This window comes from Paenibacillus faecis, from assembly GCF_008084145.1.
GTDB lineage: Bacteria > Bacillota > Bacilli > Paenibacillales > Paenibacillaceae > Fontibacillus > Fontibacillus faecis.
Genome location: NZ_VSDO01000003.1, coordinates 927812 through 943334, shown reverse-complemented (window position 1 = coordinate 943334; position 15523 = coordinate 927812). Strand labels below are relative to the sequence as shown.

Sequence of the window (15523 nt, the reverse complement as noted above, 5' to 3'; positions counted from 1 at the left end):
ACCTGCTGGCAACTAAAGTCAAGGGTTGCGCTCGTTGCGGGACTTAACCCAACATCTCACGACACGAGCTGACGACAACCATGCACCACCTGTCTCCCCTGTCCCAAAGGAAAGGTACATCTCTGCACCGGTCAGGGGGATGTCAAGACCTGGTAAGGTTCTTCGCGTTGCTTCGAATTAAACCACATACTCCACTGCTTGTGCGGGTCCCCGTCAATTCCTTTGAGTTTCAGTCTTGCGACCGTACTCCCCAGGCGGAATGCTTAATGTGTTAACTTCGGCACCAAGGGTATCGAAACCCCTAACACCTAGCATTCATCGTTTACGGCGTGGACTACCAGGGTATCTAATCCTGTTTGCTCCCCACGCTTTCGCGCCTCAGCGTCAGTTACAGCCCAGAGAGTCGCCTTCGCCACTGGTGTTCCTCCACATCTCTACGCATTTCACCGCTACACGTGGAATTCCACTCTCCTCTTCTGCACTCAAGCCACCCAGTTTCCAGTGCGACCCGGGGTTGAGCCCCAGGATTAAACACCAGACTTAAATAGCCGCCTGCGCGCGCTTTACGCCCAATAATTCCGGACAACGCTTGCCCCCTACGTATTACCGCGGCTGCTGGCACGTAGTTAGCCGGGGCTTTCTTCTCAGGTACCGTCACTCCGCTAGCAGTTACTCTAGCGGACGTTCTTCCCTGGCAACAGAGCTTTACGATCCGAAAACCTTCTTCACTCACGCGGCGTTGCTCCGTCAGACTTTCGTCCATTGCGGAAGATTCCCTACTGCTGCCTCCCGTAGGAGTCTGGGCCGTGTCTCAGTCCCAGTGTGGCCGTTCACCCTCTCAGGTCGGCTACGCATCGTCGCCTTGGTGAGCCGTTACCCCACCAACTAGCTAATGCGCCGCAGGCCCATCCGTAAGTGACAGATTGCTCCGCCTTTCCCAAGTCCCCCATGCGAGAAACTTGATTATCCGGTATTAGCTAACGTTTCCGCTAGTTATCCCGGTCTTACGGGCAGGTTGCCTACGTGTTACTCACCCGTCCGCCGCTAAGTTAATCAGGAGCAAGCTCCCGATTAACTCCGCTCGACTTGCATGTATTAGGCACGCCGCCAGCGTTCGTCCTGAGCCAGGATCAAACTCTCCAATAAAGTTGATACTTATTGAATAAGCTGATAGCTCATTTTGAATCTGACGAGAAAATTAATTCTCATAGGATGGATTTTCAAACGACACGAGGTCGAGTTAAATTCCATCTTTGTAATACTCACTCGTTGTTCAGTTTTCAAAGATCAACTTCATTTCTTTCGTTATCGCCTCATCAGCGGCAACTTTTATAGTATATTACATTCGGTGTTATTTAGCAAGCGTTATTTTTTACCAAGAAGTTATCTTCTTTTGTTTTAATTCCGCTTAATTAACGACCGGATATATAATATAACACGGACATCCGACTAAAGCAACCCTTTTTTCAAACAAAAATAGAGCCCTGCTCATCGCAGGGCTCCTTCGTTTTATTCGGCCGTATTCCGCATATGAGGGAACAACAGAACGTCGCGAATCGATGGCGCATCGGTGAGCAGCATAACCAGACGGTCAATGCCGATACCCAATCCGCCGGTTGGCGGCATTCCGTATTCCAACGCCCGGATGAAATCCTCATCCATTTCATGCGCCTCATCATTCCCATGCTCCCGCTCCAGCAGTTGGGCCTCAAAGCGCTGACGCTGATCGATCGGATCGTTCAGCTCGGAGAACGCGTTCGCATGCTCACGCGCTACGATAAACAGCTCGAAGCGGTCGGTAAAGCGCGGGTCTTCCTCGTTCTTTTTGGCCAGCGGCGAGATTTCCACCGGATGACCGTAAACAAAGGTCGGTTGAATCAGGGTCTCCTCCACGAATTGCTCGAAGAACGCGTTCAAAATATGACCAAAGGTCATATGCGGCTCCACCGGAACTTTATGCTCCTTAGCCAACCGATGCGCTTCCTCGTTCGTCATCGGCACGCCGAAATCGACACCGGTAACCTCTTTTACCGCATCCACCATGGAAACGCGGCGCCACTGAGGCGTCAGGTCAACCTCTTTGCCTTGATACTGGATCACTTGAGTACCCAGCACTTCTTGCGCAATGTGGGCGATCATATTTTCCGTCAGCGCCATAATGTCCTTGTAGTCGGCATAAGCCTCATACAGCTCGATCATGGTGAACTCCGGATTGTGGCGTGTCGATACGCCTTCGTTCCGGTATACCCGGCCGATTTCATAGACTTTCTCCAAGCCGCCCACAATCAGACGTTTCAAGTGCAGCTCGATGGCAATCCGCATGTACAGCTCCATGTCCAGCGCATTATGGTGCGTGATGAACGGACGGGCCGCCGCACCGCCGGCAATGCTGTGCAGGGTAGGCGTTTCAACCTCCAAGTAGCCGAGCGAATCCAAATAGCGGCGCATAGATTGAATAATCCGCGAGCGCTTAATGAAGGTCTGCTGGACTTCGGGATTCACGATCAAATCCACATAACGTTGACGATAGCGCAGTTCCACGTCCTTCAGGCCATGGTATTTGTCGGGAAGCGGATAGAGCGATTTGGACAAAACCTCCAGGTCCTTGACCTTGATGGTCGTTTCGCCGGTTTTTGTCTTGAAGACCTCACCGGTAACGCCGACGATGTCCCCGAGATCAAGCACGTTGAACGCCGCATATTTAGATTCCGGAACACTGTCCTGACGAACGTACAGCTGAATTTTGCCGGAAAGATCCTGAATATGCGCAAAGCTGGCTTTACCCATCACCCGCTTGGCCATAATCCGGCCGGCCACCGAGACCTCAACCTGCTTCTCATCAAGTTCTTCCTTCGTCAATGGATCATACTGGGCCAAAATCTCGCCGGCCATCGCATCACGCTCGTATTTTTTGCCGAACGGGTCTATGCCCAATCCCCGCAGCTCGTCCAATTTCTCGCGGCGAATTCTCAGCAGTTCGCTGACCTCGACCACTTCCTGGTTGTTTTGTTCCTCGCTCACTTGGTTCCACTCCTTACGACGTAGTATTTAAAAATTGAATTAAAAACAGTGAAAGAAGCTTCCGCCGGGGAAGCTTCTCGGGACGCTAATAGAGCTTATTTCTTGATATCCACGATTTTATATTGAATGACGCCTGCCGGAACGGTTACATCCACGATCGCGCCTTTTTTCTTACCCAAAATCGCTTTGCCGACAGGGCTTTCGTTCGAGATTTTATTCTGCAGCGGGTCGGATTCGGCCGTCCCCACGATCGCGTATTCCATCGTATCGCCAAATTCCAGATCCTCAACCGTTACTGTAGAACCGATGCTCACCGTATCCGTATCAATCTCGTCGTTATTGATGATCCGGGCATTGCGCAGCATTTTCTCCAACGTAATGATACGTCCTTCGATGAAGGCCTGTTCGTTCTTGGCATCTTCGTATTCCGAGTTCTCGCTGATATCCCCATACCCGATGGCTGTCTTAATCCGCTCGGCCACTTCCCGGCGTCTAACGGATTTCAAATTTTCCAGTTCTTCCTCCAGTCTCTTCAGACCGTCCTGTGTAAGAATGACTTCTTTATCGCTCATCTCAACCGATTCTCCTGTCATGGAAATAATATTCGCACTGTGCGGCGGACTGCCGGGCAACTTCAAGGGCGCCTCTCCCCATTAGGAGTGTTCGAAGCATCGACTATCCCGAGAAGTTCCGTGGTTCCCGCCTGACAACGGCCGTGAAAGCTCACGCATCATTGAGAATATCATATGCAATCGCATGGAGGTCAGACCATCCATGTTGTGGAAGTTATCTCCTGAGGCGAATTTATATTGTGAAATTATAGGGGAACCGTTCTGAAATGTCAATGACGCCAGACTCTAGAATTGAAAACGCTTCACAAGCGGGCTCCCCATATAACCCGGATAGAATCAGCCATTGCCTGGTTTTAGCACATCCTTAAGCCGATTCGGCTTCTCCGTGACTTTCCACATGTAGTTCGGCCACAAAGTTCTCCAAAATCCGCACCATTTCGTCACGCTTCGTTTCCTCCATGATGACGTCTTTGATCCGGGCGGCTCCCTTCAGTCCTTTTAAATACCAAGCCAGATGTTTCCGCATTTCCCGAACGGCGACGGCCTCGCCTTTCAGAGCGGCCAGCCGATCCATATGCAAAATGGCGATGCGGATCTTCTCTTCCGCCTCCGGTTCGGGCAGCAGAATGCCTGTCTTCAAGTACTCGACGGTACGGTACAGCATCCAGGGATTACCCAATGCCCCCCGTCCGATCATGACCCCGTCGCAGCCGGTTTGATCGAGCATCCGTTTGGCATCCTCCGGCGTAACCACGTCGCCATTCCCGATGACAGGAATCGACACCGCTTCTTTGACCTGTCTTATAAATTCCCAGTCCGCCTTGCCGGTATACAATTGCTCCCGGGTACGGCCGTGAACGCTGACGGCCTTGCCGCCCGCAGCCTCCACCGCCTTGGCATTGTCCAGTACATAAATATGCTCCGCATCCCAGCCGATCCGCATTTTTACGGTAACCGGTTTGCTGACAGCCGCTACGACCGCGGACACCATTTCAAAAATTTTGTTCGGGTCCAGCAGCCAGCGCGCGCCGGCGTCACATTTCGTCACTTTGGGCACCGGGCAGCCCATATTGATATCGATAATATCCGCGTTAGTCTCTTGATCCACCACTTTAGCGGCCTCAACCAGCGTCTCGCGGTCGCCTCCAACAATTTGCAGGCTGAGCGGTTTTTCACGTTCGTCGACAAAGAGCATTTCCTTCGTCCGCTTGTTGCCGTGCAGGATCGCTTTATCGCTAACCATCTCCGCGCAGACAAGCCCGGTGCCGAACTCTTTCGCAATCAGGCGGAACGCCGGATTACACACGCCTGCCATCGGAGCGAGCACGACCTGGTTTTTCATTTCAATATCGCCGATCTTCAGCATAAGGGTCCCTCCTGATTCTATAAATTTTTTAGCTCGGCCAACGTAATGCCAAGAACATCCGCAATTTTATTTAAAATTTGATCTTCTGCCCGTCGGTTGCCCCGTTCAATCGCTCCTAAAACAGCCAACGATATGCCGGTCTCATCCGCCAACTGCTGCTGCGTGTATCCCTTCAGTTTTCGGAATGCCCTAAGCCGCTGGGCAAGCTGCCTGTTTTCCAAAACCGTACTCCATCCTTTCCGTCCACCAAATCCAGGGCGGCCCGTACCCGCTCGTATAACCCTGACGCCTCGCCTTCAGATACGATGTCGCTAAGCGGAACGAGCACAAAAGCCCGCTCAAACATACGCGGATGGGGCAATGTCAGAAATGGGGTGTCCATCGTCCGACCCTCCATCCACAGCAGATCGAGGTCTACGGTCCTCGGCCCGAAACGAATGTTCCGTTCCCGGCCCAAAGCCAGCTCCGCCTCCTGCATTACCGTCAGCAGAGCCTCCGGTGTCAGCGTCGTCTTGACCGCCAGCACCATATTGATAAAATTCGGCTGATCCAGGTAACCTACCGGATCCGTCTCATACAAATTCGAGCTGCGCAGCAGCGTAATCTGCGGGTGTTCGCCCAGCAAAGCCGCCGCTCGCATCATCTGAGCTTCCGGGTCTCCCAAATTAGCCCCTAAAGCAATATAAGCCTCTGAGCTTTCAGAGGGGGTTTGTGCCATCATATCATCTTCTCACTTTCTGGTGCGGCGCAGTTCCACCGTGACGCCATCGAACTTGATATCGAAGGGCGGATGCGGTTTGGTCACGCCGACCGTTAAAGCATCTACCCTAGTATAAGTGTCCAATACCGAGGATGCAATATGCTCGGCAAGCGCCTCGATCAATTTGAAGCTTTTTTGTTCCACGATCCCGCGGACCAATTCATGGATTTCGGCATAATTTACCGTTTTGGTCAAATCGTCGGTTTCCCCCGCCTCGCGCAAACTCAGTTCCAGCTCCAGATCCACGTAATAACGGGCACCCAACTTGCGCTCTTCCTCGAACACACCGTGATATCCGTAAAATTCCATGCGACGCACAATCATTTTATCCATCATTTTTCATCCTCCCGTTATAACCAAGGTCAAGCGTACATAATCGCATCGCACATCAGAGCCGTGCGCTTGATTTCTTTCACGTCGTGCACCCGAACGATCTGGCAGCCTTGAGCAATGCCGAGAGCCACCGTGGCGGCCGTACCGAACACGACTTCCTCCGTCGGCAGATCCAGCGCGGTGCGGATGAATTTTTTGCGCGAGGTTCCGAGCAGCAGCGGATAACCCAGGTCCATCAAGCGGTCCAGGTTTCTCATGACCAGCAGGTTCTCGTTGTAATCTTTGGCAAACCCGATGCCCGGGTCCAAAATAATCCGCTCCTCCTTAACGCCGGCCGCCCGCGCCAAAGTGACACTCTCGAGCAGATCGTCCGCCACATCCCGGAGCAGGTCGGCGTAATTCCGGTTATCCCGGTTATGCATCAGGATCGCCGGACAGCCGAACTCGGCGGCCACCGCAGCCATCTGCGGATCGGCCTTGAAGCCCCAGACATCATTGATGATATGGGCCCCCGCCTTAAGCGCCTCCCGGGCCACGCGCGATTTATAGGTATCCACGGAGATCGGAATATGCGGGGCCTCCCGGTGAAGGGCTTCCACCACGGGAACGACCCGTTCCAATTCCTCTTGCTCGCTCACCGGCTGATGGCCGGGACGCGTCGATTCTCCGCCCAGATCGATCATATCCGCCCCGTCGGCGACCATCTGCAGCGCATGGCGAACCGCCCTTTCGGGGTCGTTGTATTTCCCGCCATCCGAGAACGAATCCGGGGTCACGTTGAGAATGCCCATGATAAGGGTCCGTTCGCCCAGCTTCAAGGTCGTGCCGCCGCATGGATAAGTTCTTTGGAACACCTTGCTCTGCATATCAGCTTCCCACACTCTCTCTATAAAAATAAAGCAGCCGCTCCGTCAACTTCCCGATTTCCCCGTCGCCAACGGATATCTCTCGGCCGCCGGGCTCCGCCAACCGGGTAACCGGCACCAACTCTTGAATGGAGTTTGTGACAAACACCTCATCGGCTCCCCTTAACTCGTCCCAGGTATACCTCCCCTCCTCAACGGCCCAACCGTGAGCCCCGGCAAGCTCCAGGACTGTCCGCCGGGTAATCCCCGGCAATATCCCCGTCCCGATCTCAGGAGTATATAGTTTCCCATTCCGGACAAAAAATAAATTACTGGCGATCCCTTCCGCCAAAAAACCATCCGCCGTCAGCATCATTCCTTCCGCCGGCTGCGGCCGTACCGCCGCCGCCGTTCCAGCCCCCTCGGCATTCGCCGCCCTTGCCGTCCGCCGCTCATATTCCGCCAGTTCCCGCCGAGCCAGCATATTATTCATGTAATGCAGGGACTTGAGCCGGACCCCGCTTTCCGGCGTATTGCGGGGCGTGGAGAGACGCCAGAGCGTCTTGCCGAGGCGGTACAGCTCCGGGCCGGAATTGGGCAGCGGCTTGACGTACAGAATCACCTTAGGCTCCGCATAAGGTTCGGTGGTCAGCCCCAGCGGTCCCGGCCCCGCGGAAACCGTCAGCCGAAGATAGGAGTCCTCCAAGCCGTTCAAGGCCAGAAGCTCGGCAATTTCCGCCTCCAGCCGATCCCGGCGCCCTTCATAAGGAATGCCGAGCACCCGGCAGCCCTCCCGAAGGCGTTCCAGATGGCGGTCCAGCAGACACGGCCGGCCGCCATAGGTGCGGAACGTTTCGAACAGCCCCATCCCGTACATGAAGCCGTGATCCATAACGGAAATCACGGCTTCGTTTAGAGGGGTCGGCTTCCCGTTCACCCCGATATAGGTCATACGCCGGCTTCCGCCTTCCGACTCAGGAAGTTGCGGAGCATCTGATGCCCATGATCGGTAATAATCGACTCCGGATGAAATTGGACGCCTTCGACGGCGTATTGCTTATGGCGCAAGCCCATAATCTCGCCTTCCGCGGTCTCCGCCGTAATTTCCAGACAATCCGGAAGCGTCTCCCGCTCCACGATCAGAGAATGATAGCGCGTAGCCGTAAACGGCGACGGCAAACCGGCAAACACCGAAGTCCCCCGGTGGAGAATCGGTGAAGTTTTGCCATGCATCAGACGTTCGGCCCGGACGACATTCCCGCCGAAAGCCTGTCCGATCGCCTGATGGCCGAGGCATACGCCGAAGATCGGAATCTCCCCTTTAAAGCGGTCGATCACGTCCAGCGTGATCCCCGCCTCATTCGGCGTGCAAGGCCCCGGGGACAGCAAAATATGATCCGGGTTCAGCCGCCGGATGCCCTCGAGGTCGATTTCATCATTGCGGCGAACCACGACCTCCTCGCCCAGCTCTCCTAAATATTGAACCAGGTTATACGTAAACGAATCGTAATTATCGATGACCAGTATCATCACTTCATCCCCTGTCCTTCGCCGTGAACGGCGGTTATTTCGCTCTGCCGGACCGCTGCGGCAACCGCTCTGGCCTTGTTGCTGCATTCCCGGTACTCGCGGTAGGGAACGGAATCGATGACGATGCCCGCTCCCGCTTGGATATAGCCGATTCCGTCCTTGACGACCAGTGTTCGTATAATAATATTTAATTCCATATTCCCGTTGTAGTCAATCCAGCCCATAGCGCCGGTATACGGCCCCCGGGTGACCGGTTCAAGCTCCTCTATGATTTCCATAGTCCGCACCTTCGGCGCCCCGGTGATTGTGCCGCCCGGAAAAACGGCGGCAATCGCGTCATACGCCGTCCGGTCCGCGGGCAGAACGCCCTCCACCTCGGAAACGAGATGCATCACGTGGGAATAGCGCTCGATCGTAAACAGTTCGCTGACCCGAACCGAACCGTAGACCGCCACCCGGCCCAAATCGTTGCGCAGCAGATCGACGAGCATGATGTGCTCGGCGCGTTCTTTTTCGCTGCCGGTCAGTTCAGCTTCCATAAGCGCATCTTCCTCGGCAGTAAGCCCCCGGCGCCTAGTCCCCGCGATCGGGCGGGTGCTGAGGCGCCCCCGCTCCAGCTTGATCAGAAGTTCGGGCGACGCCGACACCAGTTGAAAATCGGGGAATCGCAGCAGGCCCATATAGGGCGATGGATTGATTCGCCGTAGCCACTCGTAGACGGCTTCAGGAGTGGACTTGATTTCAAAGGCCTGCCTTAACGACAAATTCACCTGAAACACGTCGCCCGCCGCGATGTAGTCCTGCACCCGCCGAACCGCCGCCTCAAAAACCTCCTGCGACATCGAATCCGCCTTGCGGCCCGGCAATGTATCGGACTTGGCCAGTTCCTCGGCCTCCACCGGCGAATTTGAAGTATAGCCTTCCTCCACCCCCCGGCAAAACCGCTCCCAACGCTCCATCATCCTCACAGCCCTGTCGCGAGCCGACGTATAGAGAACTCCCGGGCTCATGCCCTGCTCCGCGTCCACCGGACTGTGAACGACGGCATACACGGCCTTCTCGGCCTGATCCCAGATCCAGATTTCCTCGAATCGCATCCATACATAATCATCGAGCCCCAGATCGTCTTGGGCCAACCGGGGAAGTCGCTCTAGGGAGCGGGCGATATCATAGCCCAAAAATCCGACCGCGCCCCCGCAAAATTTCGGCAAGCCGTCTACCATCGGCGACCTCCATGGCGCCATCCACCGCTGCAGCAACTTCAGCGGCTTTCCCTTATGTTCCGACGTTTCGCCGGATGCAAACTCGGTAGCGACCGCCCGGTCCCCCTTGCCGCGGATGACCGAGACCGGATCGAGTCCGAGAAAGGTGTATCTGCCCGTTTTGCCGCTCTCCAGCACAAACGAATACGGCTGCGCCTCTTCCCAAGCACGCATCCAGTCCGCCGGCAAGCCGTCCGTCACCGTCTTTTTAACCGCACAAGGCAGCAGGGTCCATGCCCCTTCTTTCACCCAAGCTTCCCATTGTTCCCGCGATATGACCCATTCCATCCGCCGCCGCATCCTCCAGCTTCATTCTTAGTTATTGCTAGCTAGTATACTAAAAACCCCGCCACTTTAAAATACAAATAACCCCTACAGCGGCCCTGAAGAGCCGCGATAGGGGTATATCCGCGTTATTGTAATAGACGGGCCGCAAATTAGGCTTCGAAATTATACAGCGGAGTGCTCAGGTAACGTTCGCCGTTGCTCGGAATAATCGCAACGACCCGTTTGCCCTTGCCGAGCTTCTTGGCGACTTGAAGCGCCGCAAATACCGCCGCTCCGGAAGAAATCCCGGAGAGGATGCCTTCTTCCTTAGCCACTTGGCGCGCTTGCTCAAATGCGTCGTCATTCTCGACGTGAATAATTTCATCATAAATCTCACGGTTCAAGATTTCGGGAATAAAGTTCGCGCCCAAACCTTGGATCTTATGAGGTCCGGGTTTGCCGCCGGCCAAAATCGGCGAAGCCGCCGGTTCAACCGCATAGATCTTGATATCCGGGAAGCGATTCTTCAGCACTTCGCCCGCACCCGAAATCGTACCGCCCGTTCCGATCCCGGCGACAAATGCGTCCAGTTTGCCGTCCAGGGAGTCGATCGCTTCCACGATTTCCGGACCGGTCGTTTCGCGGTGGATCTTCACATTGGCTTGATTGCGGAATTGATCCGCCATGAAATAGTCCGGATTGGCCGCCAGAATTTCCTCGGCCTTCTTCACCGCGCCGTTCATGCCTTCCGATCCCGGCGTCAGCACCAGTTCGGCCCCGTAAGCACGCAGCAGGTTACGGCGTTCCAAGCTCATCGTTTCGGGCATGACAATGACCGCTTTGTATCCCTTCGCCGCAGCGACAAGCGCGAGCCCGATGCCGGTGTTGCCGCTCGTCGCTTCAATGATCGTGCCGCCCGGCTTCAACTTGCCGGCCTTCTCCGCCTCTTCCACAATGCTGATGGCGATGCGGTCCTTAACGCTGGAACCCGGGTTTTGGTACTCCAGCTTGACATAGATTTCGGCGCTATCCTCCGGTACGATACGGTTCAGGCGGACCAGCGGCGTATCGCCAATCAGTTCCGTTACGTTGTTTACGATTCTAGCCATGTCATAACCCTCCTCATTTATAGAAAAAAGATCGAATCCTGCGCATAAATCATGCATGAATGTATTGTAGCCTGGTCTATAGGTCGTCAATGGTGTTACGTGCTTGAATCATTTCCGAGTAATTAAGTAGGTTTTCACCTATTATCTTAACAACCCCGATCGGACTTGTCAATAATGGGCATAAAAAAATACCTTGCCCTTCCTAAGGTCTACCCCGGAAGAGCAAAGTATTGGATCCAATCGCCGAACCGGATTCCCCAGCGTGGAGTTAATTCATTTTCGCCAGCAGATCGTCCAACTCATCCCGCGTGAAGGTATATACCTCGTTGCAGAAGTCGCAGACCACCTCCGTCTCCTTGCCCTCGTCCCGAAGCAAGGTCAGTTCCTCTCTCCCCAAACTGATCAGCGTCCGTTCTACTCTGTCCCGGGAACAGTGACAGGAGAACGTAATGTCCATTTCCTCCAGCACTTTGACATCCGGCACGATCCAACGCAGCATTTCCTCCGGTTCCATTCCCTGATCCAGCAGCGAAGTCACCGGCGGCAGTTGACCTACCGCCCGTTCGATCGCATCGATTTCCGAATCGCTCAGCCCCGGCAGCAGTTGAATAATGAACCCCCCTGCCACGATGACGGAAGAATCGGTGTCCACCAGGACCCCCAGACCGACCGCCGACGGCGTTTGTTCCGACAGGGCGAAGTAATAGGTGAAATCCTCGCCCAGCTCCCCCGATATCAAAGGCACGCTTCCGCGATATGGGTCTTTCATTCCCAGATCCTTCGTCACGTGAATGAAGCCCGTCGTACCGACGGCTCCCGCCACATCCAGTTTGCCTTTGCTATTGCTCGGCAGTTGTACATGAGGATTCGTGACATAGCCGCGAACCTCCCCTTTGGCATTGGCGTCGGCCACGATTTGGCCGACCGGTCCGTCCCCCTTCACCTGGATGGACAGCCGTTCTTCGCCTTTCAGCATCGCGCCCATCATCGCGGCCGCGGTCACGGTGCGTCCCAGGGCGGCCGTCGTCGTCGGGTACGTATCATGTCGGCGGCGGAGTTCTTCCACCAGCTCCGTCGTCCGCACCGCAAACGCCCGGACTTTTCCGTCCATCGCCGTTCCCCGGACCAGCCGGTCCTTCATCTCTTTCTTTTCCTCCACAGCAGGAAACCTCCTTTTATATGAATTGGCCGTTCATTGATTTCGTTCGTAAATAATGCGGAGTCCCTCTAAGGTAAGCCAGGGATTCACTTCCTCAATGGTCCGCGATTCGCTCGCGATCAACTCGGCGAGCCCGCCGGTTGCGACCACTTTCGGCTCGGCGCCCATTTCGGCCCGGATCCGTTCCACGATCCCGTCAACCTGGCCCGCATAACCGAAAATGATCCCCGCCTGCATGGCATGCACGGTGTTGCGTCCGATGACTTTCTTCGGCTTTTCGAGCTCGATCCGGGGCAGCTTCGATGCCCGTTGGTACAAGGCCTCCGTCGAAATACCGATCCCCGGTACGATGGCCCCGCCCAAATAATTACCCTGGGCATCGACGCAATCAAACGTTGTCGCCGTCCCAAAATCGACGACCACCAGCGGACCCCCGTACCGCTCAATCGCCGCCACGGCGTTGACGATCCGGTCCGCGCCTACCTCCCGCGGATTCTCATAGCGCAGGTTGAGCCCGGTTTTGATGCCCGGGCCGACCACCAGCGGTTTATGATGCAGGTATTTTTGGCACAACTCCTCCAAGACATGCATCAACGGGGGAACGACAGAGGAAATGATGACACCTTCGATGTCGCCCGTGTCGATGTTGGACATGTTGAACAAGTTGTGAATCAGGACGCCGTACTCGTCGACCGTCGCCTGCCGGTTCGTCGAGATCCGGAAATGGTGCAGCAGCTCACGCTGCCTGTATATACCAAGAACAATATTCGTGTTGCCGACATCTACCACTAGAAACACGTACTTACCCCTCTTTCTTTTCGCCCAGGTCCAGACTGATGTCCAGATTCTCGAACGAGTACGTTAACCGGCCCACCGAGATGACGTCCACACCGCTTTCCGCAATCTCCCGCACCGTCTGCAAATTGACGTTTCCCGATGCCTCCGTTTTTACATGGGGCGCCTTCGCCTTGATCCGCCGTACCGCTTCCTTCATCAAATCGGGCTCCATATTATCCAGCATAATGATATCGGCCCCCGCTTGCAAAGCTTCTTCCACTTGCTCCAAACTTTCCGCCTCGACCTCGATCGTCATCGTATGCGGGATGTTCTTGCGCGCCCGGCTCACCGCCTGGGCGATCCCGCCCGCGCCCTTGATGTGATTGTCCTTGATCATCACGGCGTCATACAGCCCGAACCGGTGATTGGCCCCGCCGCCGGTGCGCACCGCGTATTTCTCCAGCATGCGGTGACCGGGTGTCGTCTTCCGCGTATCCACCAAGCGGACCGGCAGCCCTTGGAGCGCATCCGCAAAGCTGCGGGTCCGGGTAGCGATGCCCGATAGCCGCTGCAATAAATTCAGCGCGAGCCGCTCTCCCGTCAAAATACTGTGCGTGCTCCCCTCCACCTCCGCCAGGACGGTTCCTTTCTCCACTCGCTGCCCGTCCTGAACGAGCGGGGTAAACGCAAGCAGCGGATCGACGACTTCGAACACCAGCTGCGCCACCGGCATGCCGGCGATCACGCCGGACTCTTTGGCATGTATGATCCCCTTGGATTGGTGTCCGTGGGGAATGGTCACGCCCGTCGTGACATCGCCCGAGCCGACATCCTCCTTCAGCCACAACCGAATCGATTCCACCAGGCCTTCGTTATATCCATTAAACATCATCGCTGATTTCCTCCAACATTCCTTTTTCCCGGTGACATAAAATATGCCTGCGCCACCGCGCGTCATCCCTTTCGGGGAAATCCTCCCGATAGTGTCCGCCTCGGCTTTCCTCACGGACCAACGCCGACTCGGACAGCAATAGGGCGCAGGTCAGCATATTGGCAAACTCCAACTGCTCCCGGGTATGTAAAACCGCTCCGAAAATCGGCAGCTGCCGCTTCAGTTCCTCGATTCCTTTAAGCAGCCCGCCCTTGGTTCGGCGTACTCCTACCTGCCGGACCATGACTTTCTGCAGCTTCAGCCGCCGTTCGACGATCGGCTGGATTACCGCCTCGTGCCGGTCCGACCGGCAAGCGATGCCCGCGCCCGTCTCGGCCAGCGGAGCCAACTGCCGAATCCGTTCCACGATCCGCCGTCCGAAGACGACCGCCTCGGACAGGGAGTTGCTCGCCAGCCGGTTCGCGCCGTGCACCCCGGTGGACGAAACCTCCCCGCAGGCGAACAGGCGGCGGACGCTGGTCTCTCCATGATGCCCCGTTTGCACGCCTCCCATCATATAATGCGCAGCCGGCGCCACCGGAATCCAATCGGTGGTCATATCCAGACCGTAGCCGATGCAGGTCTCATAGATGGTCGGAAAACGATGCTTGATGGTTTCCGGCTCTTCGTGGGTAATGTCCAGATACACGTGAGTAGCGCCCGTCTGTTCCATTTCGCTGACGATGGCCCGGGCCACGATATCGCGCGGAGCCAGCTCCAAAAGGCTGTGATACTTCTCCATGAAACGTTCGCCGCGGATATTTCGCAATATGGCGCCTTCGCCGCGCACCGCCTCCGAGATGAGAAATCTCGGAGCGCCGGGGTAACAAAGGGCGGTGGGATGAAATTGAATAAACTCCATGTCCCGAATCAGCGCGCCGGCCCGGTAGGCCATGGCCACGCCGTCGCCGGTCGCCACCTCCGGATTGGTCGTATAGCGGTAAAGCTGGCCGGCCCCGCCGCTGCAAAGAACCGTCGCCGTTCCGCGCAGGAAAACCCGGCCGCCATCCGGCTGCTGAACCAACGCGCCCAGACATTCGTTATCCTTCGTAATCAAGTCGATCACGAAATGATCGTCCCAGATGTCGATATTGGCATGCCCGCCCACCTGCTCCGACAGAGCCCGGACAATCTCATACCCTGTGGCATCGCCGTTGGCGTGCAAAATCCGGCGGTGGCTGTGCGCGCCTTCTTTCGTCAGGGCAAGCTCCCCGTTCTCGAGGTCGAACGCCGTTCCGAGCGTCATTAATTCTTTAACGCCCTCAGGCCCTTCATGGACCAGAATATCCACCGATGCCGAGGAACAGAGCCCCGCTCCGGCGAGAAGGGTGTCCTCCCGGTGCGAGGCCGGCGAATCCTCATCGGAAATAACCGCCGCAATGCCGCCTTGGGCATACCGGGTGTTGCTCTCCATCAGCGATTTTTTCGTTATCATTGTGACCTTGCGATTTTCGGAGGCTTTAATGGCCGTAAACAGCCCGGCGATGCCCGATCCGATGACGATCACGTCCGTGTCGATCACCGGGAGTTCAGCCAGGTCAAAATCAACCAAGTATTGTGGAATCAAGGTGACCACCTGTCCTTGACAGAG

The 15523-nt window shown here is 55.9% G+C and carries 15 protein-coding genes and 2 other annotated features (1 of these 17 only partly in view); all 15 genes read right to left on the bottom strand.

Annotated elements, in window-relative coordinates; all coding sequences use genetic code 11:
• Positions 1-187: a sequence feature (most likely nonfunctional fraction of RNA operon), on the bottom strand; it reaches 683 nt to the left of the window's first position.
• Between the two features lie 66 nt (positions 188-253).
• Positions 254-1138 (bottom strand) — a sequence feature (16S ribosomal RNA rRNA prediction is too short).
• A gap of 371 nt (positions 1139-1509) precedes the next feature.
• Positions 1510-3021, bottom strand: a complete 1512-nt coding sequence (gene lysS, locus FRY98_RS17635) for a lysine--tRNA ligase (protein ID WP_148454311.1) — start codon at positions 3019-3021, stop codon at positions 1510-1512.
• A 95-nt stretch (positions 3022-3116) separates the two neighbouring features.
• A complete protein-coding gene (gene greA / locus FRY98_RS17630) occupies positions 3117-3593 on the bottom strand; it encodes a transcription elongation factor GreA (protein WP_148454309.1) in 477 nt (158 codons plus the stop codon).
• Positions 3594-3957: 364 nt separating this feature from the next.
• A complete protein-coding gene (gene dusB / locus FRY98_RS17625; protein ID WP_148454307.1) occupies positions 3958-4959 on the bottom strand; it encodes a tRNA dihydrouridine synthase DusB in 1002 nt (333 codons plus the stop codon).
• A gap of 17 nt (positions 4960-4976) precedes the next feature.
• The gene (locus tag FRY98_RS17620; protein WP_148454305.1) at positions 4977-5180 is read right to left on the bottom strand and encodes a helix-turn-helix domain-containing protein; all 204 of its coding nucleotides are present in this window, start codon (positions 5178-5180) and stop codon (positions 4977-4979) included.
• Positions 5132-5680, bottom strand: coding sequence for a 2-amino-4-hydroxy-6-hydroxymethyldihydropteridine diphosphokinase (folK, locus tag FRY98_RS17615; RefSeq protein ID WP_148454303.1), 549 nt, complete (start codon positions 5678-5680; stop codon positions 5132-5134). The genes FRY98_RS17620 and folK overlap by 49 nt, the downstream gene beginning before the upstream one ends.
• Positions 5681-5689: 9 nt before the next feature.
• On the bottom strand, positions 5690-6052 hold the full coding sequence (gene folB, locus FRY98_RS17610) for a dihydroneopterin aldolase (protein ID WP_148454583.1): 363 nt from the start codon (positions 6050-6052) through the stop codon (positions 5690-5692).
• Positions 6053-6081: 29 nt separating this feature from the next.
• On the bottom strand, positions 6082-6918 hold the full coding sequence (gene folP / locus FRY98_RS17605; protein WP_148454301.1) for a dihydropteroate synthase: 837 nt from the start codon (positions 6916-6918) through the stop codon (positions 6082-6084).
• 1 nt (position 6919) lies between these two features.
• Positions 6920-7849, bottom strand: coding sequence for an aminotransferase class IV (locus FRY98_RS17600; protein ID WP_148454299.1), 930 nt, complete (start codon positions 7847-7849; stop codon positions 6920-6922).
• The gene (gene pabA, locus FRY98_RS17595; RefSeq protein ID WP_148454297.1) at positions 7846-8427 is read right to left on the bottom strand and encodes an aminodeoxychorismate/anthranilate synthase component II; all 582 of its coding nucleotides are present in this window, start codon (positions 8425-8427) and stop codon (positions 7846-7848) included. The genes FRY98_RS17600 and pabA overlap by 4 nt, the downstream gene beginning before the upstream one ends.
• Complete coding sequence (locus FRY98_RS17590) at positions 8427-9977, bottom strand: anthranilate synthase component I family protein (protein WP_148454295.1); 1551 nt, start codon at positions 9975-9977, stop codon at positions 8427-8429. Before FRY98_RS17590 ends, pabA begins: the two co-directional genes overlap by 1 nt.
• 149 nt (positions 9978-10126) lie before the next feature.
• A complete protein-coding gene (gene cysK / locus FRY98_RS17585; RefSeq protein WP_148454293.1) occupies positions 10127-11065 on the bottom strand; it encodes a cysteine synthase A in 939 nt (312 codons plus the stop codon).
• A gap of 268 nt (positions 11066-11333) precedes the next feature.
• On the bottom strand, positions 11334-12206 hold the full coding sequence (hslO, locus tag FRY98_RS17580) for an Hsp33 family molecular chaperone HslO (protein ID WP_148454581.1): 873 nt from the start codon (positions 12204-12206) through the stop codon (positions 11334-11336).
• Between the two features lie 51 nt (positions 12207-12257).
• Complete coding sequence (locus FRY98_RS17575; RefSeq protein WP_148454291.1) at positions 12258-13022, bottom strand: type III pantothenate kinase; 765 nt, start codon at positions 13020-13022, stop codon at positions 12258-12260.
• Between the two features lie 4 nt (positions 13023-13026).
• Positions 13027-13893 (bottom strand): carboxylating nicotinate-nucleotide diphosphorylase, encoded by an 867-nt coding sequence (nadC, locus tag FRY98_RS17570; protein WP_148454289.1) that lies wholly within the window; start codon positions 13891-13893, stop codon positions 13027-13029.
• A complete protein-coding gene (gene nadB, locus FRY98_RS17565) occupies positions 13883-15499 on the bottom strand; it encodes an L-aspartate oxidase (protein WP_148454287.1) in 1617 nt (538 codons plus the stop codon). Before nadB ends, nadC begins: the two co-directional genes overlap by 11 nt.
• Positions 15500-15523: the final 24 nt, after the last annotated feature.

Bases quoted from the DNA above. Each gene is read 5' to 3' on its own strand.
- greA (WP_148454309.1), bottom strand. From the start codon at position 3,593: ATGAGCGATAAAGAAGTCATTCTTACACAGGACGGTCTGAAGAGACTG.
- dusB (WP_148454307.1), bottom strand. From the start codon at position 4,959: ATGCTGAAGATCGGCGATATTGAAATGAAAAACCAGGTCGTGCTCGCT.
- folK (WP_148454303.1), bottom strand. From the start codon at position 5,680: ATGATGGCACAAACCCCCTCTGAAAGCTCAGAGGCTTATATTGCTTTA.
- folB (WP_148454583.1), bottom strand. From the start codon at position 6,052: ATGGATAAAATGATTGTGCGTCGCATGGAATTTTACGGATATCACGGT.
- folP (WP_148454301.1), bottom strand. From the start codon at position 6,918: ATGCAGAGCAAGGTGTTCCAAAGAACTTATCCATGCGGCGGCACGACC.
- FRY98_RS17600 (WP_148454299.1), bottom strand. From the start codon at position 7,849: ATGACCTATATCGGGGTGAACGGGAAGCCGACCCCTCTAAACGAAGCC.
- pabA (WP_148454297.1), bottom strand. From the start codon at position 8,427: ATGATACTGGTCATCGATAATTACGATTCGTTTACGTATAACCTGGTT.
- FRY98_RS17590 (WP_148454295.1), bottom strand. From the start codon at position 9,977: ATGGAATGGGTCATATCGCGGGAACAATGGGAAGCTTGGGTGAAAGAA.
- cysK (WP_148454293.1), bottom strand. From the start codon at position 11,065: ATGGCTAGAATCGTAAACAACGTAACGGAACTGATTGGCGATACGCCG.
- hslO (WP_148454581.1), bottom strand. From the start codon at position 12,206: ATGAAGGACCGGCTGGTCCGGGGAACGGCGATGGACGGAAAAGTCCGG.
- nadC (WP_148454289.1), bottom strand. From the start codon at position 13,893: ATGATGTTTAATGGATATAACGAAGGCCTGGTGGAATCGATTCGGTTG.